Source organism: Kribbella swartbergensis, from assembly GCF_054784135.1.
The window spans coordinates 594,992-615,710 of the sequence record NZ_BAAGPM010000022.1; the positions used below are offsets into that span (position 1 = coordinate 594,992).

General features: G+C 69.0%; 21 protein-coding genes. 4 read left to right on the plus strand and 17 right to left on the minus strand.

Features of this window, described 5'->3' with window-relative positions:
• Positions 1–49: 49 nt before the first annotated feature.
• The 6 genes from ACYVOK_RS21345 to leuA all read right to left on the minus strand — a co-directional run bounded on the left by ACYVOK_RS21345 (position 50) and on the right by leuA (position 6,521).
• Complete coding sequence (locus tag ACYVOK_RS21345; RefSeq protein WP_460664244.1) at positions 50–253, minus strand: hypothetical protein; 204 nt, start codon at positions 251–253, stop codon at positions 50–52.
• The gene (locus ACYVOK_RS21350; RefSeq protein WP_460664245.1) at positions 253–1,308 is read right to left on the minus strand and encodes an ABC transporter ATP-binding protein; all 1,056 of its coding nucleotides are present in this window, start codon (positions 1,306–1,308) and stop codon (positions 253–255) included. The genes ACYVOK_RS21345 and ACYVOK_RS21350 overlap by 1 nt, the downstream gene beginning before the upstream one ends.
• Positions 1,309–1,465: 157 nt before the next feature.
• A complete protein-coding gene (locus ACYVOK_RS21355; protein ID WP_460664246.1) occupies positions 1,466–2,551 on the minus strand; it encodes an ABC transporter ATP-binding protein in 1,086 nt (361 codons plus the stop codon).
• Positions 2,552–2,553: 2 nt separating this feature from the next.
• Positions 2,554–3,459 carry an ABC transporter permease gene (locus ACYVOK_RS21360; protein ID WP_460664247.1) on the minus strand — a complete coding sequence of 302 codons (906 nt, stop codon included), beginning with the start codon at positions 3,457–3,459 and terminating at the stop codon, positions 2,554–2,556.
• 4 nt (positions 3,460–3,463) lie between these two features.
• Entirely contained in the window at positions 3,464–4,528 is a 1,065-nt protein-coding gene (locus ACYVOK_RS21365; protein WP_460664248.1) for an ABC transporter permease, read from the minus strand.
• A 319-nt stretch (positions 4,529–4,847) separates the two neighbouring features.
• Positions 4,848–6,521: a 2-isopropylmalate synthase gene (leuA, locus tag ACYVOK_RS21370; RefSeq protein WP_460664519.1), complete on the minus strand. Its 1,674-nt coding sequence runs from the start codon at positions 6,519–6,521 to the stop codon at positions 4,848–4,850.
• 307 nt (positions 6,522–6,828) lie between these two features.
• Here leuA and ACYVOK_RS21375 point away from each other — a divergent pair, with 307 nt between their 5' ends.
• Positions 6,829–7,248 carry a PPOX class F420-dependent oxidoreductase gene (locus tag ACYVOK_RS21375; RefSeq protein ID WP_460664249.1) on the plus strand — a complete coding sequence of 140 codons (420 nt, stop codon included), beginning with the start codon at positions 6,829–6,831 and terminating at the stop codon, positions 7,246–7,248.
• On the opposite strand, the gene katG is transcribed toward ACYVOK_RS21375, so the two are convergent.
• Both katG and ACYVOK_RS21385 read right to left on the minus strand, forming a co-directional pair.
• On the minus strand, positions 7,235–9,439 hold the full coding sequence (gene katG / locus ACYVOK_RS21380; RefSeq protein WP_460664250.1) for a catalase/peroxidase HPI: 2,205 nt from the start codon (positions 9,437–9,439) through the stop codon (positions 7,235–7,237). The genes ACYVOK_RS21375 and katG overlap by 14 nt on opposite strands.
• 2 nt (positions 9,440–9,441) lie before the next feature.
• Entirely contained in the window at positions 9,442–9,894 is a 453-nt protein-coding gene (locus ACYVOK_RS21385; protein ID WP_460664251.1) for a Fur family transcriptional regulator, read from the minus strand.
• Between the two features lie 115 nt (positions 9,895–10,009).
• Between ACYVOK_RS21385 and ACYVOK_RS21390 the strand changes: the two genes are divergently transcribed.
• Positions 10,010–10,999: a GNAT family N-acetyltransferase gene (locus ACYVOK_RS21390; protein ID WP_460664252.1), complete on the plus strand. Its 990-nt coding sequence runs from the start codon at positions 10,010–10,012 to the stop codon at positions 10,997–10,999.
• A 124-nt stretch (positions 11,000–11,123) separates the two neighbouring features.
• Here ACYVOK_RS21390 and ACYVOK_RS21395 read toward each other — a convergent pair whose 3' ends face one another.
• The 7 genes from ACYVOK_RS21395 to ACYVOK_RS21425 form a co-directional block, all read right to left on the minus strand.
• Positions 11,124–11,792 (minus strand): GNAT family N-acetyltransferase, encoded by a 669-nt coding sequence (locus ACYVOK_RS21395; RefSeq protein WP_460664253.1) that lies wholly within the window; start codon positions 11,790–11,792, stop codon positions 11,124–11,126.
• Positions 11,793–12,722, minus strand: a complete 930-nt coding sequence (era, locus tag ACYVOK_RS21400) for a GTPase Era (RefSeq protein ID WP_460664254.1) — start codon at positions 12,720–12,722, stop codon at positions 11,793–11,795. It abuts the gene before it with no gap.
• Positions 12,706–13,038, minus strand: coding sequence for a cytidine deaminase (locus ACYVOK_RS21405; RefSeq protein ID WP_460664255.1), 333 nt, complete (start codon positions 13,036–13,038; stop codon positions 12,706–12,708). The genes era and ACYVOK_RS21405 overlap by 17 nt, the downstream gene beginning before the upstream one ends.
• A gap of 45 nt (positions 13,039–13,083) precedes the next feature.
• Positions 13,084–14,388 carry a hemolysin family protein gene (locus ACYVOK_RS21410; protein ID WP_460664256.1) on the minus strand — a complete coding sequence of 435 codons (1,305 nt, stop codon included), beginning with the start codon at positions 14,386–14,388 and terminating at the stop codon, positions 13,084–13,086.
• Positions 14,389–14,395: 7 nt separating this feature from the next.
• Entirely contained in the window at positions 14,396–14,878 is a 483-nt protein-coding gene (gene ybeY / locus ACYVOK_RS21415; protein WP_460664257.1) for an rRNA maturation RNase YbeY, read from the minus strand.
• Positions 14,875–15,801 carry a PhoH family protein gene (locus ACYVOK_RS21420; RefSeq protein WP_460664520.1) on the minus strand — a complete coding sequence of 309 codons (927 nt, stop codon included), beginning with the start codon at positions 15,799–15,801 and terminating at the stop codon, positions 14,875–14,877. Before ACYVOK_RS21420 ends, ybeY begins: the two co-directional genes overlap by 4 nt.
• Positions 15,802–15,940: 139 nt before the next feature.
• Positions 15,941–16,909 carry a hypothetical protein gene (locus ACYVOK_RS21425; protein ID WP_460664258.1) on the minus strand — a complete coding sequence of 323 codons (969 nt, stop codon included), beginning with the start codon at positions 16,907–16,909 and terminating at the stop codon, positions 15,941–15,943.
• Positions 16,910–17,013: 104 nt separating this feature from the next.
• Here ACYVOK_RS21425 and ACYVOK_RS21430 point away from each other — a divergent pair, with 104 nt between their 5' ends.
• Positions 17,014–17,523, plus strand: coding sequence for a SigE family RNA polymerase sigma factor (locus ACYVOK_RS21430; protein ID WP_460664259.1), 510 nt, complete (start codon positions 17,014–17,016; stop codon positions 17,521–17,523).
• On the plus strand, positions 17,520–18,644 hold the full coding sequence (locus tag ACYVOK_RS21435; protein ID WP_460664260.1) for a Gmad2 immunoglobulin-like domain-containing protein: 1,125 nt from the start codon (positions 17,520–17,522) through the stop codon (positions 18,642–18,644). Before ACYVOK_RS21430 ends, ACYVOK_RS21435 begins: the two co-directional genes overlap by 4 nt.
• Here ACYVOK_RS21435 and ACYVOK_RS21440 read toward each other — a convergent pair.
• Positions 18,637–20,016, minus strand: a complete 1,380-nt coding sequence (locus ACYVOK_RS21440) for a sensor histidine kinase (RefSeq protein ID WP_460664261.1) — start codon at positions 20,014–20,016, stop codon at positions 18,637–18,639. The genes ACYVOK_RS21435 and ACYVOK_RS21440 overlap by 8 nt on opposite strands.
• Positions 20,013–20,705, minus strand: coding sequence for a response regulator (locus ACYVOK_RS21445; protein ID WP_460664262.1), 693 nt, complete (start codon positions 20,703–20,705; stop codon positions 20,013–20,015). Before ACYVOK_RS21445 ends, ACYVOK_RS21440 begins: the two co-directional genes overlap by 4 nt.
• Between the last annotated feature and the right edge of the window lie 14 nt (positions 20,706–20,719).

Here is a 20,719-nt window from a genome sequence, read left to right on the forward strand (position 1 = left end):
TTCTGATCGCACGCCCCGCGCGGTCAGGGGTTTCTGAGGGTCGAACTGACTAGCGGTCCTCGCGTTTCGCGCGGCGTCGGGCCAGGACGACCACGGCGACGACGGTGAGGCCCAGCAGCAGGCCCAAACACAAGGTGAACAGGGTGACGACGAACTCCGGCGTACCCGGCGTCAGCGTGACCAGCAGGACCACGCTGGCCAGCACCAGGAACGCCGCCCAGCCGAGAGCCAGCCGGCCCATCTCGGGTGGCATCAGCCGGCACGTTCATCCGGTCCGAGCACCTCGGCGCCGTCGCGGGCCACCACGTGACACGCGGCCGACTGACCGGGACGGATGTCGTACAAGGGAGGTACCGCACCGTCGCAGAGGCCGTCCTCGAACAGCGGGCAGCGCGGATGGAAGGAGCACCCGGGTGGCAGGTGCGCCAGACTCGGGATCTCCAGGCTCCGCAGCGATCCGGTGCCCTTGGTCTTGGTCAGGTCCGGATCGGGTTCGGGGATCGCGTCGATCAGCGCCCGGGTGTAGGGATGGGTCGGCGCGTTGATGATCGCCGGTGTCGGCCCGAACTCGACGATCCGGCCCAGGTACATCACCGCGGTCTTGCCGTGCCAGCCGAAGTACTTCGCGATCGCGAGGTCGTGCGTGATGAACAGGAAACCGACGCCGAGTTCGTCGCGCAGCCGGCCGAGCATCGCCAGCACACTGATCCGGATCGACACGTCGAGCATCGAGGTCGACTCGTCCGCGATGATGATCTTCGGGTCGAGCGTCAGCGCCCGGGCGACCGCCACCCGCTGCCGCTGGCCGCCGGACAACTGGTGCGGGTACTTCGGCAGGAAGTTGCCGGGCGGCGTCAGGTCGACCTTGGTCAGCAGCTCGGCCGCTCGTTCGGCGGCGGCCTTCCCGCCCTTGACCACGCCGTGCTTGAGCAGCGGCGCGGTGAGCGTCTGCAGGATGGTGCGGGTCGGGTTCAGGGAGGCGTACGGGTCCTGGTGGACGTACTGCACGCCGCGCCGGAAGGTCCGGAAGTCGCGCCGGTTCATCGACCAGATGTCCGTGCCGTCGAAGAGCACCTGGCCGTCGCTGGGCTGGGCCAGGCCGGCCGCCATCCGCGCGGCCGTGGTCTTGCCGGATCCGCTCTCGCCGACCAGACAGAGCACCTCACCGGGATTGATCGACAGGTCGACACGGTCGACGGCGCGGATCGCTCCTGCCTTGGTGTCGAACACCTGGCTGACGCTCGCCAGGGTCATCAGCGGCTTGCGCCCCTCAGCCGTCACAGCCGGAGCCGATTCAGTTGCGGTCATGGGGCCTCCCGGCCTGGACTGAGGAGCGGAGGGAGCCCGGTCCTGGGGCCCCCGGCCTGGACTGAGGAGCGTAGGGAGCGAAGCGACCGGAGCGACGAGGGAAGGCCGGGAGTCACACCCCATGACCCGCCGCGCGGCAGCGCGGCAATGAGCAGAGTCATGAGGCCGTCCCCACGTCTTCGCCGCGTACCTGGCGGTCGAGGCGTACGTCCTTCCAGTGGATGCAGGCGGCCACGTGGCCGTCACCTGGTTCGTCCGTGATCGGGAGGAGTGGCGGATCGTCGTCCGTACACTCCTCGGTGGCGAACCGGCATCGCGGGTTGAACTTGCAGCCCGGCGGCAGCGCGGCCAGGCTCGGCGGACCGCCGGGGATCGACTCGAGGTCCGGCAGATCGCCGACGATCGGCGGCACAGCCTTGATCAGGCCCAGCGTGTACGGGTGCCGCGGCCGGTAGAACAGGTCCCGGACACCGCCGGTCTCGACGATCCGGCCGGCGTACATGGTGGCGACCCGGTCGGCGAGTTCGGCAGCCAGCGACAGGTCGTGGGAGATGAAGATCATCGCGAAGCCGAGCCGTTCCCGCACCTCGTGCAGTACGTCGACCACCGACCGCTGGGTCAGGATGTCGAGGGCCGTGGTCGGCTCGTCGAGGATCAGGACCTCCGGCTCGAGCAGCAGGCTCATCGCGATCAGCACCCGCTGCCGCATCCCGCCGGACAGTTCGTGCGGGTAGCTGTCGAGCACCCGGGACGGCTCCAGCCGGACCAGCCGGAGCAGTTCACCCGCGCGGTCGTCGATCTCTTTCCGGCCGGCCTTGGTGTGCGCACGCATCGTGTCCACCATGTGGCCGCGGATCTTCAGCACCGGGTTGAAGGCGTTCATCGCGCCCTGGAACACCATCGCCGCGTCCCGCCAGCGGAACTGGCGCAGGTCCCGGCCGTCCAGCCCGAGGACGTCGATCTCCGTCCCGTCCCCACGGTTGAAGGTCACCGTGCCGCTGGCGTGGCCGAGCCGCGGCAGCAACCGCAAGAGCCCGAGACCGAAGGTCGTCTTGCCACAGCCGCTCTCCCCCACCAGCGCGAGACTCTCGCCGGGGTAAAGATCGAGGTCGATGCCCCGGACCGCCTCGACCGTGGCACCGGTCCCGGTCCGGTACTCGACCTTGAAGTCGCGGACGGACAGCAGGGGCTTGCCGGCCCCGCCGCGGACGGCGCGGGCGGCGCCGGACGTCGCAGTCACCATGCTCACCGGTCCCGAAGGCGTGGGTTGAGGATTTCCTCGAGCGATCTCGTCATCATCACCAATCCGAGCAGCAGGAGAACGATCGCGACGACAGGACTCAGGATGAACGGCAGGCTCGCGTCGTTGAAGATCGCGCCGGCGATCCAGGCGCGGTTGAGCATGATGCCCCAGTTCGACCCGGTCAACGGGGCCAGGCCCAGCAGGTAGAGGCCGACCAGCTGGTAGATCGCGTTGGTCACGCCGATCATGAAGTTCATCAGGATGAAGCTGGCCATGTTCGGCAGGATCTCGACGAACACCACCCGGACCGTGCCGAGGTCGAGCAGCCGGGCCGCCTCGACGAACTCGCGTTCCTTCAGCGACAGCACCTGGGACCGCACCGCCCGGGTCAGCACCGGCCAGGACAGGCCGCCGACCAGCAGGGCGAGCAGGATCGGCGAGTCGAGCCGGAACATCGCGCCGAGCACCGCGAGCAGGACGATCTGCGGGACGGTGAGGACGACGTCGGCCGCGGTCACCACGGCCGAGTCGACCCAGCCGCCGATGTAGGCGGCCAGCGAGCCGAGCACGATCGCGAGGATCGTCGAGATCGCCGCCGCGAAGAACCCGATGAAGATGACGGTCCGGCCGCCGTCGATCATCTGGATCAGGACGTCCTTGCCCTCGTTGTCGGTGCCGAGCAGATGCCCGGGCGACCCGAACGGCAGCATGATCGACTTCACGTCGGGCGCCACCGCGGGAGTGAAGAACGGCCCGATCGCGGTGATCAGCACCAGCATCAGCACGATCAGGAACCCGATGAAGCCCGCCGGGCTGCGCCGCAGCGACCGGATGATGCCGGAGAACCTGGAGACGCTCGTCGTCCCGATCGCGCCGACGTCGGCGCCGGTGGTCACGATGTCGGCCATCTCGTCACCCCTTCGCCTTGCTGCCGACCCGGATCCGCGGATCCAGGCGGCTGTAGAGGACATCGGCCAGCAGGTTGGCCACCACCACCGAGATGGTGACGACCAGGAAGATCCCTTGCAGGACGGGATAGTCGCGGCCGGAGACCGCGTTGTAGAGGCTGAAGCCGATGCCCTGGTAGCCGAAGATCCGCTCCACGAAGATCGACCCGCCGACGACGAAGCCGAGCGACACGGCGAGCTGGCTGAACAACGGCAGTACGGCGTTGCGCCCGACGTACCCGGTCCGGATGCGCGTGTCGGTGAGACCGCGGGCCCGGGCGACGGTCACGTAGTCCTCGCCCAGGGTCTCCACGGTCGAGGACTTCATCACCAGTGCCCAGGACCCGACCGTGGTCAGCGTGTAGGCGAGGATCGGCAGCGTCGCGTGGTACAGGATGTCGTTGAGGAAGCTCAGACTGAACGCCGGCTCCACACCCGGTGTGTAGGAACCGCGGATCTGGGTCAGGTTGAAGACCTGCAGCTTCACGCCGAGGAAGACCACGATCAGGATCGCCAGGATGTAGTTCGGGATCGCGTGCAGCAGCGACCCGACCGAGCTCAGCACGTGGTCGATCCAGCTTTCCCGCCGGTAGGCCATGATCATGCCGGCCACGATGCCGATGGTGAAGGCGAGGATCGTGGCGATACCGACGGAGAACAGCGTCCACGGCAGATAGGTCTTGATCACGTCGGCGACCGTGGTGCCCGGCGACAGCAGCGAGTTGCCGAAGTCACCCTGGAGCAGATTCACCATGTACGTGAAGTACTGCTGGATCAGCGGCTCGTCCGGGTTCAGCGAGAACAGGCTCTGGGCCTGCGCGGCGGCGTCGGCGTAGGAGACACCGGTCTGCGCGATCTGCGTCTGGATGTAGGTGTCGACCGGGTTGCCCGGCAGCAGCCGGACCAGGAAGAACGTCCCGGTGGTCACAATGAAGACCGTCAGGATCGCCTTGGCCAGTCTTCGGACCAGCCAGGCATTGAGGAACCGCCGGGCGGGTGATGGTTTGGGTTCCTCGGCTGGACCCTCCATCAGCTTCCCAGCCGGTGTGTCGACCGCACCGCCCACTGCTCACCTCCACGTGACTACCGACAACGGCCCCCGGTTGACACCCTTTAGTAAGAGACACTGCCTTGCAAGGAGTTGCTCGTAGGTAGGACAGTCTGCGCAACCGCAGACACCGAGTCAACGCTTTCTGTCATCGTGCGACGGGTCGATCGAATCGTGATCAAACTCGTTGCACTGCGCACCGGTCGTGCCACTGTGTGTGCCGAAACTACCGGATCCACAGGCCCGGAACGTGGACATCGGCCGCCACTCGTCGAGTGGCGGCCGATGTGAGCGAGTCCTGTCAGCGGGTGGCGCGGTTGATCGCGGAGACGACCGCCTTCAGCGAGGCGGTGAGGATGTTGGCGTCCCGGCCCACACCCCAGTACACCTCGTCGCCGACCTCGCACTCGACGTACGCCGCGGCGAGCGCGTCACCGCCGGCCGAGAGCGCGTGCTCGTGGTAGTCCAGCACGCGGACGTCGTACTTGAGCGGCTTGATCGCGTCGACGAACGCCGACACCGGGCCGTTGCCCTCGCCGGTCAGTTCGTGCGGCACACCGTTGGAATAGACCTGAACCCGGAGCTGGTCGCCCTGGCCCTCGCCGGACGACGAGTTGACCGTGAGCAGCGACAACTTGCCCGGGGCAAGGTACTCGGCCGCGAAGATGTCCCACATCTGCTGCGGGCCGACCTCGCCGCCCTCGGCGTCGGTGTGCTGCTGGATCACCCGGCTGAACTCGATCTGCAGCCGGCGCGGCAGGTCGAGGCGGTGCTCCGACTTCATGATGTACGCGACGCCGCCCTTGCCGGACTGCGAGTTCACCCGGATGACGGCCTCGTACGACCGGCCGACGTCCTTGGGGTCGATCGGCAGGTACGGCGCCTCCCAGGCGATCTCCGAGACCGGCCTGCCCTCAGCCGCGGCCTGCTGGTCCAGCGCCTCCAGGCCCTTCTTGATCGCGTCCTGGTGCGAGCCGGAGAACGCGGTGTAGACCAGGTCACCGGCGTACGGCTGGCGCTCCGGGACCCGCATCTGGGTGCAGTACTCGACCGTGCGGCGGATCTCGTCGATGTCGGAGAAGTCGATCTGCGGGTCGATGCCCTGGCTGAACAGGTTCATCCCCAGCGTGACCAGGTCGACGTTGCCGGTCCGCTCGCCGTGACCGAACAGGCAGCCCTCGACCCGGTCCGCGCCGGCCATCAGGGCCAGCTCGGTCGCGGCCACCGCCGTACCGCGGTCGTTGTGCGGGTGCAGGCTGATCGTGCTGTGCTCCCGCCGGGTCAGGTTGCGGCCGAACCACTCGATCTGGTCGGCGTACACATTCGGGGTCGACATCTCGACGGTGGCGGGCAGGTTCAGGATGATCTCCCGGCCGTCGGCCGGCTGCCAGACGTCGCTGACCGCCTCGCACACCTCCAGCGCGAACTCCAGCTCGGTGCCGGTGAAGATCTCCGGGCTGTACTGGTAGCCGAACTCGCAGTCGCCGAGCATGTCGTCGGCGTACTTCATCACCGTCTCGGTGCCGCGGACCGCGATCGCCAGGCACTCGGCCTTGTCGACGTTGAACACGACCCGGCGGAACAGCGGCGCGGTCGCGTTGTACAGGTGGATGGTCGCCTTCGGCGAGCCCTGCAGCGACTGCACGGTCCGCTCGATCAGCTCGTCACGGGCCTGGGTCAGCACCGAGATGGTGACGTCGTCGGGGATGACGTCCTCTTCGATCAGGCTGCGGACGAAGTCGAAGTCGTACTGGCTCGCGCTCGGGAAGCCGACCTCGATCTCCTTGTAGCCCATCTTCACCAGCAGGTCGAACATCCGGCGCTTGCGGGCCGGCGACATCGGCTCGACCAGTGCCTGGTTGCCGTCGCGGAGGTCGGTGGACAGCCACCGGGGGGTCCGGTCGACCGACTTGGTGGGCCAGGTGCGATCCGGCAGGTCGATCGGCGGGAACGCCGAGTAGCGGTGGATCGGCATACCGGACGGCTGCTGCACGGGCTTGGGCTGGTTCTTCGGTGCCACGGGGGTTCTCCTCGGAAGGTGCTGCGTTCGATCGCTACGGGCGAGGGTCGTGAAGGACGACCGGCGTACGACGAAACTCCGCGGCGAGGGAACCGGCCTTGTCAGGCCTCGCCGCGGCAGCGAAGGAGGAGAAGCTGGTGCCGCATGATGCCAGTGAGTCTAAGCACAACCCACCCCGCGCGTCGAACCGGGGGTCCGCCCGGCGAGACACGTAGCGTGACGGCTTGTGCTCAAGTGCGCTTCAATTTCTACCCTTGACCGCATGACTGCATCCCCGACGGACCGGATCGGCACCCACGGTCTCGGCGTCCTCGTCACCCTCAAGCGCGACGGCAGGCCGCAACTGTCGAATGTCACCTACGTGTTCGACGGCCAGCGGATCCGGGTGTCGCTGACCGACGGCCGGGCGAAGACGAAGAACCTGCGGCGGGACCCGCGGGCCAGCCTGTACGTCAACGGTCCCGGCGGCCGCTCGTACGTCGTACTGGAGGGCAAGGCCGAGCTGAGTCCGGTCGCGGCCGATCCGTACGACGAGGTGGTCGAGGAGCTGGTCGACTACTACCGGACGGCATCCGGCGAGCACCCGGACTGGGACGAGTACCGCCGGGCGATGGTCACCGACAGACGACTTGTCTTCTCGATGACCATCGACCACGCGTACGGGATGCCTACGCTCTCCTGAGGTCGAACCTGTCGAGCTCCATCACCTTGACCCAGGCGGCGACGAAGTCCTTCACGAACTTCTCGTCGGCGTCGGCGCTCGCGTAGACCTCCGCGAGCGACCGGAGTTGCGAGTTGGCGCCGAAGACCAGGTCGACGGCGGTCGCCGTCCACTTCAGCTCACCGGTGGCGACGTCCCGGATCTCGAAGACGTTCTCCTCCGACTCCGACGCCCTCCACTCCGCGCCGGCGGAGAGCAGGTTGACGAAGAAGTCGTTGGTCAGCGTGCCGACCCGGTCGGTGAAGACGCCGTGCTTCGTACCACCTGCGTTCGCGCCCAGAGCCCGCAGGCCGCCGACCAGGACGGTCAGCTCCGGCGCGGTCAGGGTGAGCATGTACGCGCGGTCCAGCAGCAGCGTCTCGGGCGAGAGCTTCTCCCCCGGCCGCAGGTAGTTGCGGAAGCCGTCGGCCCGCGGCTCGAGTACGGCGAACGTCTCGACGTCGGTCTGCTCCTGGGACGCGTCCGTCCGGCCGGGACGGAACGGGACGGTGATGTCGTGTCCGGCGTCGCGGGCCGCCTTCTCGATGGCAGCGCAGCCGCCGAGCACGATCAGGTCGGCCAGCGAGACCCGCTTCCCGGAGCTGTTGAACTCCTGCTGGATCTGCTCGAGGGTCTGCAGCACGGTGACCAGCTCGGCCGGCTCGTTGACCTCCCAGCTCCGCTGCGGCTCGAGCCGGATCCGGGCGCCGTTCGCTCCGCCGCGCTTGTCGGTCCCACGGAAGCTGGCCGCGGACGCCCAGGCCGTGGTGACCAGCTGGGAAACGGACAGCCCCGACCCGAGCAGCCGGTCCTTGAGGGCCGCGATGTCCGCCTCGCCGATCAGCTCGTGGTCGACGGCCGGAACCGGGTCCTGCCACAGCTGCGGCTCGGGGACCCAAGGGCCGAGGTACCGGGAGACCGGGCCCATGTCGCGGTGCAGCAGCTTGTACCAGGCCTTGGCGAAGGCCAGCGCGAAGTCCTCCGGGTGCTCGAGGAAGCGGCGCGAGATCTTCTCGTACTCCGGGTCGAATCGCAGCGCGAGGTCGGTGGTGAGCATGGTCGGCCGGTGCTTCTTCGCCGAGTCGTGCGCGTCCGGCACGGTCGCCTCGGCGTCCTTCGCGACCCACTGGTGCGCGCCGGCCGGGCTCTTGGTCAGCTCCCACTCGTGGCCGAACAGGTTCTGGAAGAAGCCGTTGCTCCACTGGGTCGGCGTACTCGTCCAGGTCACCTCGAGACCACTCGTGATGGTGTCCGGGCCCTTGCCGGTGCCGTGGGTGCTCTTCCACCCCAGGCCCTGCGCCTCCAGCGGCGCGCCCTCGGGCTCCACCCCGACGTGCTCGGCCGGACCGGCGCCGTGGGTCTTGCCGAACGAGTGACCGCCCGCGATCAGTGCGACCGTCTCCTCGTCGTTCATGGCCATCCGGCGGAACGTCTCGCGGATGTCCCGCGCCGCCGCCAGCGGGTCCGGGTTGCCGTTCGGGCCTTCCGGGTTCACGTAGATGAGGCCCATCTGTACGGCGCCCAGCGGACCGGAGAGCTCGCGGTCGCCGCTGTAGCGCTCGTCGCCGAGCCAGGTGTCCTCGGGACCCCAGTAGATCTCCTCGGGTTCCCAGACGTCCTCGCGGCCGAAGCCGAAGCCGAACGTCCGGAAGCCCATGTCCTCCAGCGCGACGTTGCCGGCCAGCACCAGCAGGTCGGCCCAGGAGATCTTGCGGCCGTACTTCTGCTTCACCGGCCACAGCAGCCGCCGGGCCTTGTCGAGGTTCGCGTTGTCCGGCCAGCTGTTCAGCGGCGCGAACCGCTGCGCGCCGTCACCCGCGCCGCCGCGGCCGTCCTCGATCCGGTACGTGCCGGCCGCGTGCCAGCTCATCCGGATGAACAGCGGGCCGTAGTGGCCGAAGTCGGCCGGCCACCAGTCCTGGGACGTCCGCATCACCTCGACGAGGTCGCGCTTCAGCGCCTCCACGTCGAGCTTCTTGAACTCCCCGGCGTAGTCGAAGTCCTCCTCCATCGGGTTCGACTTCGCCGCGTGCGGGTGCAGGATCGTCAGGTCCAGCTGGTTCGGCCACCAGTCCCGGTTCGTCCTCGGCCGGCTCACCTTCGGAGTCGGGGAGTCGATGGCCGGGTTCTCGCTCTCGCTGCCGTGGTGGGTAACACCGGACGTGTCGGACATGCTCAGCCTTTCCGTGCGGTTGCTGGGTCAGGGGTGGTGGCGGAACAGGCGGGGCACAGGCCCCAGTAGACGACTTCGGCCTCGTCGACGGCGAAGCCGTGGCGGTCCGACGGGTGCAGGCAGGGCGCCTCCCCGACCGCGCAGTCGACGTCTTCGATGACACCGCACGACCGGCACACCACGTGGTGGTGGTTGTCGCCCACCCGTGCCTCGTAGCGCGCGACCGACCCGGCCGGCTGGATGCGCCGCAGCAGCCCGGCGTCGGTCAGTGCGCGCAGGACGTCGTACACCGCCTGATGGGAGACGTCCGGCAGATCCTCGCGGGCGGCACGGATGATCGTGTCGGTGTCGGCGTGCGGATGCGCGTGGACAGCGTGCAGTACGGCCACCCGTGGCCGGGTGACCCGGAGCGCGGCCCCGCGCAACAGCTGGTGGAGGTCGGATTCGACTGCCACGTCATGCAGTCTTCCGCCCGATCTGGAGTCAGTCAAGATTTCTCCCACGGACGGTGAGTACCCACCGGCGGATAAATCACTCGCGGTAAACCGTACGGGTGTGGAAGCTGGGCACGTGGAGATCACGAGACTGTCCCCCGACGACGAGGTCGGGTGCGCCGACGCGGTAGCGCTGATGAGTGCCGCAGCCAAGCTGGACTGCCCGGAGGCGCTGCTGCCGACCCCGCGCAGCTATGCCGCCGGCCTGAAGCACGGCTGGGACGGTGACCCCGGCCAGGCCTACCTGGCTCGCGAGGACGACGGCACGACCGTCGGTCTTCTCGGTCTGCACGCCCCGAACTACGACAACACGCACCTCGCGTGGGTCGACGTCGGTGTGCATCCGGACCATCGCGGCCGCGGCATCGGCTCGGAACTGCTCGAATACGGCGAACAGGTGGCTCGCGAGCTGGGCCGCACCTCACTCGGCACCGGCAACTGGGACCTGCCCAAGGCCAACGCGTTCGCCGAGCGGCACGGGTTCGAGCGGAAGGCGGTCGAGGTCAACCGGCGACAGGACATCGCCGGACTCGACTGGTCCGTCGTCGAGCGCCTGTACGACGAAGCGGTCCAGGCGTCGGCCGGCTACGAGCTGCTCCAGGTGTCAGGGCGGTTGCCGGACGACCTGCTCGACGGCATGGTCGCGCTCACCGCGGCGATCAACGACGCGCCGAAGGACGACCTGGACATCGAGGACGACGTGTTCACGCCCGAGCGCCTGCGCACGTACGAGGCGGCCCAGGAGGCGCACGACCGGAAGATCTACCGCGTGATCGCGCGGAAGTCGTCGACCGGCGAACTGGCCGGGCACTCGACGATCGTGGTCGAGCGGGAACGACCGCACATCGCCGAGCAGCACGACACCGCGGTCGACCGCGCCCACCGCGGCCACCGCCTCGGCGCCCTGGTCAAGACCGCCATGCTCCGCTGGATGCGTGAGCAGGAACCAGCCATCACCCAGCTGGACACCTGGAACGCCGAGTCCAACGCCCACATGATCGCCATCAACGAACAGCTGAACTACCGCATCGTCGGTCGCGTGATCGCGTACCAGAAGTCGCTCTAAAAGACGGAGGGTGTGGGAGGACCGCATCGTCGGTCGCGTGATCGCGTACCAGAAGTCGCTCTAAAAGACGGAGGGTGTAGGAGGACCGCATCGTCGGTCGCGTGATCGCGTACCGGAAGTCGCTCTAGACCGGCTCGACGACGGTTACCTTCATCTGGTTGGACAAGGTGAATCCGAGGGACTCGTAGAGGCGGATCGCACGGGTGTTGGTGCCGCCGGTATGCAGGAAGGGCCGGCGGCCGGTCGCCTCGATGTGGGCGGCCACCGCGCGGACCAGCCGGGTGGCGAGACCTTCACCGCGGTACGACGGATGCGTGCAGACCGCACTGATCTCGGTGTGGGTAGGCAGCGCGAAGCGCGTGCCCGCCATCGCGACCAGCTCGCCCCGGCGCCTGATGCCGAGGTAGGTCCCCAGCTCGATCGTCCGAGAGCGGAACGGGCCGGGGTCGGTCAGGGCGACGAGGGCGAGCATGTCCGGTACGTCGTCCAACGTCAGTACGACGGCCTCGTCGTCCGGTGCGGCCAGATTCGGCGGGGCGACGTACTGGACCAGGTCGAACTGGCGGTCGAGCTTGAAACTGTCCGGGACCGGCAGGTCCGGGCGCATCAGAGCGGCGACGGTGCCGGTGCCGAGCAGCTCGGCGGCGTCCAACCAGTCCTGCGGTTCAGGGTCGTCCGGGATGGCCAGGAACGGGGCGACGGCCTTCGGGTAACACCGGGCGTTGCCGCGGGTTTCGGCGAATGGAGAGTGTGGGCCGGTCAGGGCGGCGTACACCGGGTTCTGCAGGGGCATTCAGAAGCCCAGTTTGCGGAGGTGTTTGGCGTCGGTCTGCCAGTTCTTGGCGATCTTGACGTGCAGGTCGAGGTAGACCGGCGTACCCAGCAGGGCCTCGATCTGACGCCGGGCGGCGGCGCCGACCTCGCGCAGGCGGGCACCCTTGTGGCCGATCACGATGCCCTTCTGGCTGTCCCGCTCGAGGAAGATGTTGGCGTACACGTCGAGCAGCGGCTTGTCCTCCGGGCGGCCCTCGCGCAGCCCCATCTCGTCGATGGTGACGGCGATCGAGTGCGGCAACTCGTCGCGCACACCCTCTAGCGCGGCCTCGCGGATCAGCTCCGCGACCAGGGTCTCCTCGGGCTCGTCGGTGATGTCGCCGTCCGGGTACAGCGGGTGGCCCTCGGGCAGCAGCTTCACGAGTTCGTCGGCGACCAGGTCGACCTGGTAGCCGGACGTGGCCGACACCGGCACGATCGAGGCCCACTCGATCCCGGCCGACTCCCCCAGCGCGGCGATCTCGGCCAGGTGCTCGACCATCCGGTCCGGTTCGACCAGGTCGGCCTTGGTGGCGAGCGCGACCTTCGGGGTCCGCGCGACCTTGGCCGCCTCGCTGACCAGGAACCGGTCACCCGGGCCGATCTTGTCGCTGGCCGGCAGGCAGACCGCGATCACGTCGACCTCGGCCCAGGTGGTCTTGACCAGGTCGTTCAGCCGCTCGCCCAGCAGGGTGCGCGGCTTGTGCAGGCCCGGGGTGTCGACGAGTACGAGCTGGGCGTCCGGCCGGTGCACGATCCCGCGGACCGCGTGCCGGGTGGTCTGCGGCTTCGACGAGGTGATCACGATCTTCTTCCCCACCAGAGCGTTGGTGAGGGTGGACTTGCCGGCGTTGGGCCGCCCGACGAAGCAGGCGAAGCCGGACTTGAAGGCCTCAGGTGTGGACGACATCGCGGACCTCTCCGGTGCCATTGGCAACTACGACGGGAACCGCGGCGCCGGCGAAGTGCCGGACCACGCCGACGTCGGCGGACTCCGCGTCGGTGACCACCGCGGCGGCCTCCAGGCCCTTCACCCCCGAGGACAGCGCCATCGCCACCGCCAGCTGGAGCGCGGTCAGGTCGACGGTGTCCAGCGCCACCGTGCAGGCGGCGTACGTCCGCCCGTCGGAGTCCCGTACGGCGGCGCCTTCGGCCGCGCGAGTGCGGGCCCGGGCGGCGCGGGCGAGCGTGACGAGTTTGGCGTCCTCGGCCGAGAGGTCTGACAAGAAGTGCTCCCAAGAAATCGAACCGGTGCGACCGGGTGAAGTGGGTCAGGCGTGCTGGTGGTTGGGGTCGTGCGCGGGGTCGGCGGTCTCCTCCCGCCGTACCAGCACAGTACCGACCTGGTTGCGGCGCCCGGACGGCCGCTCCGCCGTCAGCGACAGACCCGCGATCTCCACCTCGGCGCCGGGGATCGGCACCTTGCCGAGCAGTTTCGCCATCAGGCCGCCGACGGTGTCGACGTCGTCGTCGTCCAGCGGTACGCCGAACAACTCGCCGAGCTCGTCGATCGGCAACCGGCTCGACACCCGGTACGCCCCGTCCGACAGCTCCTGCACCGAGTCGGGCACCTCGTCGTACTCGTCGGTGATCTCGCCGACGATCTCCTCCAGGATGTCCTCGATGGTGACCAGACCGGCCGTTCCGCCGTACTCGTCGACGACCATCGCGACATGCATGCGGGCCGCCTGCATCTCGCGCAGCAGCTCGTCGATGGGTTTGGAATCCGGGATGTACATGCACGGCCGCATCACCGACTCGACCCGCTCGGTCGACTCGGCCTGCGCGTTGTCGTACACCCGGCGCATCACGTCCTTGAGGTAGACGACGCCGAGGATGTCGTCCAGCGACTCGCCGATCACCGGGATCCGGGAGTACCCCGACCGCAGCGCCAGCGAGGTGAGCTGGCGCAGCTTCTTGTGCTTCTCGATGTAGACCATGTCGGTCCGCGGCACCATCACCTCGCGGACGATGGTGTCGCCGAGCTCGAACACCGAGTGGATCATCTGCCGCTCGCCGGACTCGATCACCGCCGACTTCTCGGCGTAGTCGACCAGCGCGCGCAGCTCGGCCTCGGTCGCGAACGGGCCCTCGGCGAACCCCTTGCCCGGGGTGAGCGCGTTGCCCAGCATGATCAGCACCTTCGGCAACGGCCCGAGCACCCGGGTCAGCGCCATCACCGGCCCGGCCGAGAGGATCGCGAACCGATCGGAGTGCTGCCGGCCGAGGGTGCGCGGCGCGACGCCGATGATCACGTACGAGATCAGCACCATCACCACGGCGGTGATCAGGATGTGTTGCCAGGTGATCGGGAGGACGTCCGACAGCGCCTGGGTGACCAGCACGATCGCGGTGATCTCGCAGATCAGCCGGACCAGCAGCAGCGAGTTCAGGTACCGCGGCGCGTCGGAGAGCAGGTCGCGCAGCCGGATCGCGCGCAGGTTGCCCTGCTCGACCTGTTGGTTCGCCCGCACCTTCGAGTACGACGACAGGGCTGCCTCGGCACCGGCGAACAGACCGGCGAGCAGGACGAGCCCAACAGCCACAACCAGCAGGACGAGGTCGTGGGAGCTCACCGCGACGTCACTCCTGTCCGAGCCGGTTTCCTGGAGCGCGCCAGGCTTCCAGCAGCCGGCCCTGGACGTCCCACATCTCCGCCTTCTCGGCGGGCTCGGCGTGGTCGTACCCGAGCAGGTGCAGGATCCCGTGCACGGTCAGCAGCTCCAGCTCGGCCCAGGTGCCGTGCCCGGCCTTGGCGCCCTGCGCGGCCGCCACGGTCGGGCACAGCGCGATGTCGCCGAGATGCCCCAGGGGAAGCTCGGAGTCGTCCGCCGAGTCCGAGGAACCGGGCCGCAGTTCGTCCATCGGCCACGACATCACGTCGGTCGGACCCGGCAGGTCCAGGAACTCGACGTGGTAGCGCGCCATGGTGTCCTCGTCGACCAGCTTGATCGACAGTTCGCACTCCGGGTGCAGGCGCAGCGACTGCATGACGAAGCGGCTCAGCCGCATCAGCCCGTTCGCGTCGATCTCGATCCCGGACTCGTTGTTGACCTCGACGTTCATCGCTTGCCGTCAGAGCTGCCTTCGTAGTTCTCGTACGCCGAGACGATCCGGCCGACCAGCTTGTGCCGGACGACGTCGTGCGAGGTGAGCCGGCAGAACGCCAGGTCCTGGACGCCGTCCAGGATCTCCTGGACGACCCGCAGGCCCGAATTCGTGCCGGTCGGCAGGTCGACCTGGGTGACGTCGCCGGTGACCACCATCTTGGAGCCGAAACCGAGCCGGGTGAGGAACATCTTCATCTGCTCCGGCGAGGTGTTCTGCGCCTCGTCCAGGATGATGTAGGCGTCGTTCAGGGTCCGGCCTCGCATGTAGGCCAGCGGCGCGATCTCGATCGTGCCGGCCGTCATCAGCCGCGGGATCGACTCCGGGTCCAGCATGTCGTGCAGGGCGTCGTACAGCGGCCGCAGGTACGGGTCGATCTTCTCCGACAGGGTGCCGGGCAGGAACCCGAGCCGCTCACCGGCCTCGACGGCCGGCCGGGTCAGGATGATCCGGTTGACCTCCTTGGCCTGCAGCGCCTGGACCGCCTTGGCGACGGCCAGGTAGGTCTTGCCGGTACCGGCCGGGCCGATGCCGAACACGATGGTGTTCTTGTCGATCGCGTCGACGTACCGCTTCTGGTTCAGCGTCTTCGGCCGGATGGTGCGGCCGCGGCTGGACAGGATGTTCTGGGTCAGGACGTCGCGCGGGCTCTCGACGGTGGCCGCCTTGATCATCGCGATGCTGCGCTCGACCGAGTCCCCGGTCAGCCCGTGGCCGGTGCGGACCACCGCGATCAGCTCGTCGATCAGCCGCTCGGCCAGGGCCAGCTCGGCGGGCTCACCGGTCAGCGTGATCTCGTTGCCGCGGACCATGATGTCGGCGGCGAACTCCTTCTCGACGATGCGGAGGAACTCGTCCCGGGCTCCGAGCAGGGCCACCATGTCGATGCTGTTCGGCACGACGATCTTGTGCGACGCCTGCGTGGCGGTGGCGGCGGCGTTCGCGCGCGCGTCCGGTTCGATACTGCGTGGCCTGGACAGGCTCTTCCTCCTGATGCCGGTGATGACTGACCCACCCATGCTAGCCGTCCCGTCCGACACCCTCACCGGAAATTCGCCGGGACACGCTCGCCGGGCGCCCTCCGGACCCAGCCTGAGCCGTGGCACCGGCTCCCCGGCCGCCGAGAGCGGGGTTGGCGGTGAGTACGCCGGACAGCCGGGTGAGCTCGTCCTTCGACGGCCCGGGCCGCAGGACGCCGTGCTCCAGGGCGAGGCGGCGGTTACGTTCCGCGGTCCACTCCGGAGTCGGGTGGAGACTCACCGTGACTCCACTCTTGGACGGCCGCAGCATGGGTCCGAGATCGGTTCGCAGGGCCCGGAGCGCCTCCTCCGGCGGCTTCTCCCGGTTCTGCTCGTGAGTCCGCAGCATCCGGTACGTCGCCTCGATCGCGGCCCGGGTGGATCCGGAGTCGGCCGGCGGCTGGTCGAACTCGTCCGAGTGGGTGTTCCGGCCGTCGTCGATGCCCACGGCATGTGCCGGTGTGAACACGTGCAGCGACTGGACGGGCGCCGCCGGATCGCCGTCGTACACGGTCTCCTCCCGCCACGCGTGCGCGCCGGAGTAGCTGTCCTGCAGTGCATGCGCGGCCGCACCGAGATGCTTGAACTCGTCCTCGGTCGCCCCGTGCGCCGCGGCCAGTTCGTCGAAGATGTACTCGGTGTTCGTGGCCAGGTTGTCCACACCCCGGCGAAACGGGTCCGCCATGAAGTGCTCGCGCTGCGCGTCCGGGTTCGCGTACGCCGAGTGGCCGGTCGGACCGAGACCGACGTACGGAACGGACTTCCCGGTCCCGGCGAAGTTCTTGATCACACCGGCGCCCAAGGCGCGGTCCTGGTGTGCCTGCGCCTGGTCCAGTGCTTCGGCGTACTCCTGCTCCCGGAGGCCGTGGATCGTCCCGTCGGGTCCGGCCAGGTGCTGGTACAACCGGGCGACCGCTGCGTAGGTGATGTCGCGATGTCCGGACCACTGGCCGTCGCCGCGTTGCTTCATCCCCTCAGGCTCTCATCCGGGCGGGGCAGCGCCGTTGTCAACCTGGGACGTGGCCTTCGCGTCGTCTTTGCGTGGCGCAACCGGCGGTGGTGTACGAAGAGTGCGTGACACAAGAGTCCTCGTGGGATGCCGACGAGGCGCTGACGGCTGTCTACACGGCGCACTACACGTCGCTGGTCCGCCTCGGCGCCTTGTTGCTGCGTGACACCGGTACGGCGGAGGAGATCGTGCAGGACGCGTTCGTCGCCATGCACAGCCGCTGGAACCGGCTGCGCGACCCGCACAAGGCTCTCGCGTACCTGCGCACCGCCGTGGTGAACCGCTGCCGCTCGCGCCAGCGGCATCTGGTGGTGGTGGACAAGCACACGCCCCGCTCGCTTCCCGACGAGCCGAGCGCCGAACAGGCCGTCCTCCGGACGGTCGAGACCGACCGGGTGATCGAGGCGATGCGCATCCTGCCGGAGAAGCAGCGCACCGTGATGGTGCTGCGGTACTACGGCGACCTGTCCGAGGCCGAGATCGCCGAGACGATGGGGATCAGCCGCGGATCCGTGAAGAGCCACGCCGCGCGGGCGACCAAGTCGCTGCGCCAGCTCCTGGAGCAGAACGCATGAACGAGAATCCGAACGATTCGTTCGACGAACTGGTGCGGCGGGCGCTGGCCGAGGAGGCCGAGCGGATCGAGCCGTCGGACGCGCTGCCGGAGATCCAGGCCCGGGTGCGAGCGCAGCGCCGCCCGGCCGCCCGGCGTCCGTGGGTGCTCACCGCCGGGGCGGCCGCGATCGGCACGGCCGCGGCCATCGGCGCCTTCACCGTCCTCGACGACAACTCCAGACCATCCGGCGACGACCAGCTCGCGGGCAGCCCGGCCACGACGACCACCACGACCAACGCCCCGTCGTCCCCGGTCCCCACCGCCGCCCCGACCCCGGTCCCGACCCAGGCAACCGTTCCACCGTCCGCCTCCGCCAAGGTGACCACCGCGCCCTCCGGCCGGGGCACGCCTGAGCCGATCCGGAGTACCGCCGTGCCGGTCTACTGGCTGGGTGAGAGAGTCGGCACGACGACAGCGGAGCCGACCGTCCGGCTGTATCGCACCTGGACCAAGGTCATCAACGGCCGGCCCGCGCTCGACGCGGTCCGGATGATGACGTCGAAGGACCCGGGCGACCCCGACTACTACTCCCCTTGGCGTGGGGCCCAGGTGAGCTCGGTGACCCTGGCCGACGATGTCGTCACGGTCGACTTCAAGCAACTTCCGCAGACCAGACTGGACGAGGCAGCGGCGAACGTGGCGGCCCAGCAGCTCGTCTACACGGTGCAGGGCGCCCTGAACAGCTCACGCGAACGGGTCCAGGTCACCCAGCGCGGCCAGACCGGTCACCTGCTCTTCGGGCACATCGACACCAGTCGACCGTTCACCCGCGCCGAGGCCGGCAAGGTCCAGGCGCTGGTGTGGATCGACAACCTGACCGACGGTCAGGTCACCAAGAGCCCGATCACCGTGACCGGGGTCGCCGCCGCCTTCGAGGCAACGGTGAACTGGCGCGCTACCAACCTGAAGACTCGCGAGACGGTGGCCGACTTCGTCAACACCAAGGAGGGCCAGAAGTTCTCGCCGTTCGCCATCCCACTGAAGCTGACGCCAGGCCAGTGGCGGATCGAGGCCTACCTGGTCTCCGCGGAGGACGGCTCGGACACCGACATCGATTCCAAGACGGTGTACGTCAGGTAGCCGGTAGCCAGATGGTGAAGGCGGCGCCGCCTTCGGGGGACGGCGCGGCGGTCATGGTGCCGCCGAGGCGGGAAACCAGGCCGAAGGCGAGCGCCAGGCCGATGCCGGAGCCCACGGGCCGTCGACCTCGGTACTTCTCGTGCAGTACGCCGCGCTCGAAGGCCACGGCGTAGTCCTCGGGAGTGAGACCCGGACCGCCGTCGCGGACCTGAAGCGCAACCGCGCCGGGGCTCGATGTGTCCAGGGCCAGGGTCAACCGCGAGCCGGCCGGAGTGACCCGGAGCGCGTTCTCGGCCAGGCCGTCCAGGACCTGACGGATCCGCCGGGCGTCGGTCGTCACGACGGCCGGTGACGACGGCACCTCGAGCCGGAAGTTCACGCCTTGCCGCTCGCACCGCGCCCGCCAAACCTCCGCGCAAGCGGTGACCGTCTCGCGCAGATCCACCTCCGCCACGTCGAGCCGGAACTCGTCGGCACCGAGCCGAGCCAGGTCGAGCAGGTCACTGACCAGTCGCTCGAGCCGTTGCGACTCCCGCTGGATCACCTGACCGGCGTGCTGAGCACCCGGCCCGGTGACGACACCGTCCGCGAGCGACTCGGCGAACCCGTGGACGGCGGTGAGCGGCGTACGAAGCTCATGCGAGACCGACAACAGGAACTCCTGCTGCCGCTCCTCGCTGTGCCGCAACGCGACCGACAACTCGTTGACGGCCTCGGCCACCTCCGCGACCTCCGCCGGTCCTTCGACCGGGACACGTAGGTCGCGTCGGCCCTGCCGTAGTGCCCCCGCGACGTCCGCCGTACGACGAAGTGGACGGGACAGCAGCCGACCCAGCAGCCCGCCCGCCAACGCGGCGACCAGCAGTCCGGCGCCCAGGGCGAACAGGATGTTCCGGATCAGGATCCGCTGTGCGTCGGCCGCCATCCGGATCGGCGAGACCAGCGCGAACCCGGACCGCGGCCCCACTCCCCTGGCCTCGACCAAATACTCCTGACCGTCGACGGACACCTTCGCGGAGATCCGTTCTCCGCCACCGATCCCGGTCAGGCCGGCCGCCCTGGCCGCGTCGATCGCCTGCCGGTCGGCCGGCTGGATACCGCGACGAGGCAACAAAATGACCACGACGATGCCCTGACCCCTGACCACCTCGGCGGCCCGGCCCAACCCGGCGGCCCTCGATCCCAGCCCGCGTTCGTCCAGCTGGCTGGCCAGTACGTCGGCCTGCGCGGCCAGCGAATCCTGCAGTACACCCTGCGCAGACCGCCGGGCCAGCCCGGCCATCACCAGACCGGCCACGAGTACGGCGATCCCGGCCACCGCGACGCACACCAGTACGACCCGGGTCGCCAGCGAGCCCCGTCGAGCGGTCATCGATCGAGGTCGGCGGCGTACCCGACACCGCGGACGGTGCGGATCGGGCTCGCCGGGCCGAGCTTGGCGCGAAGTTGCGCGATGTGGACGTCGACCGTGCGCGTGCCGGCCGAGCTCTGGTAACCCCAGACCGAGCTGAGGAGTTCATCGCGTTCGAAGACCCGGCCCGGCCGGCGGAACAGCTGCGCCAGCAGGTCGAACTCCGTGGACGTCAGCGACACCTCCTCGTCACCCGCCCAGGCGCGCCGGCGGCTCACGTCGACGCGCACTCCGCCGACCGTGAGGACCTCGGCCGCCGGGACCGCACCACCGCTGCGGCGCAGCACAGTCCGCACCCGCAAGGCGAGCTCCCGCGGGCTGAAGGGCTTGGTGATGTAGTCGTCGGCGCCCAGCTCCAGGCCGAGCAGCCGGTCGACCTCGTCGTCGCGGGCGGTGACGAACAGGATCGGAGTCCAGTCGCCGGCCGCCCTGATCGTGCGGCAGATGTCCGCGCCGTCCCGGCCCGGCAAGCCGATGTCGAGGATCACCGCGACCGGCCGCAGCTTCCGCCAGGCCGCCACCGCGGCGTCGCCGTCGGACTCCACGTGGACGGCGAACCCGTCCCGCCGCAGGTACAGCGTGATCACCTCGGCGATCGCCGCTTCGTCCTCCACCACCAGCACCAGACCGCGCCCGGGTGCTGCGCCCATCGTCTGCTCCTGGG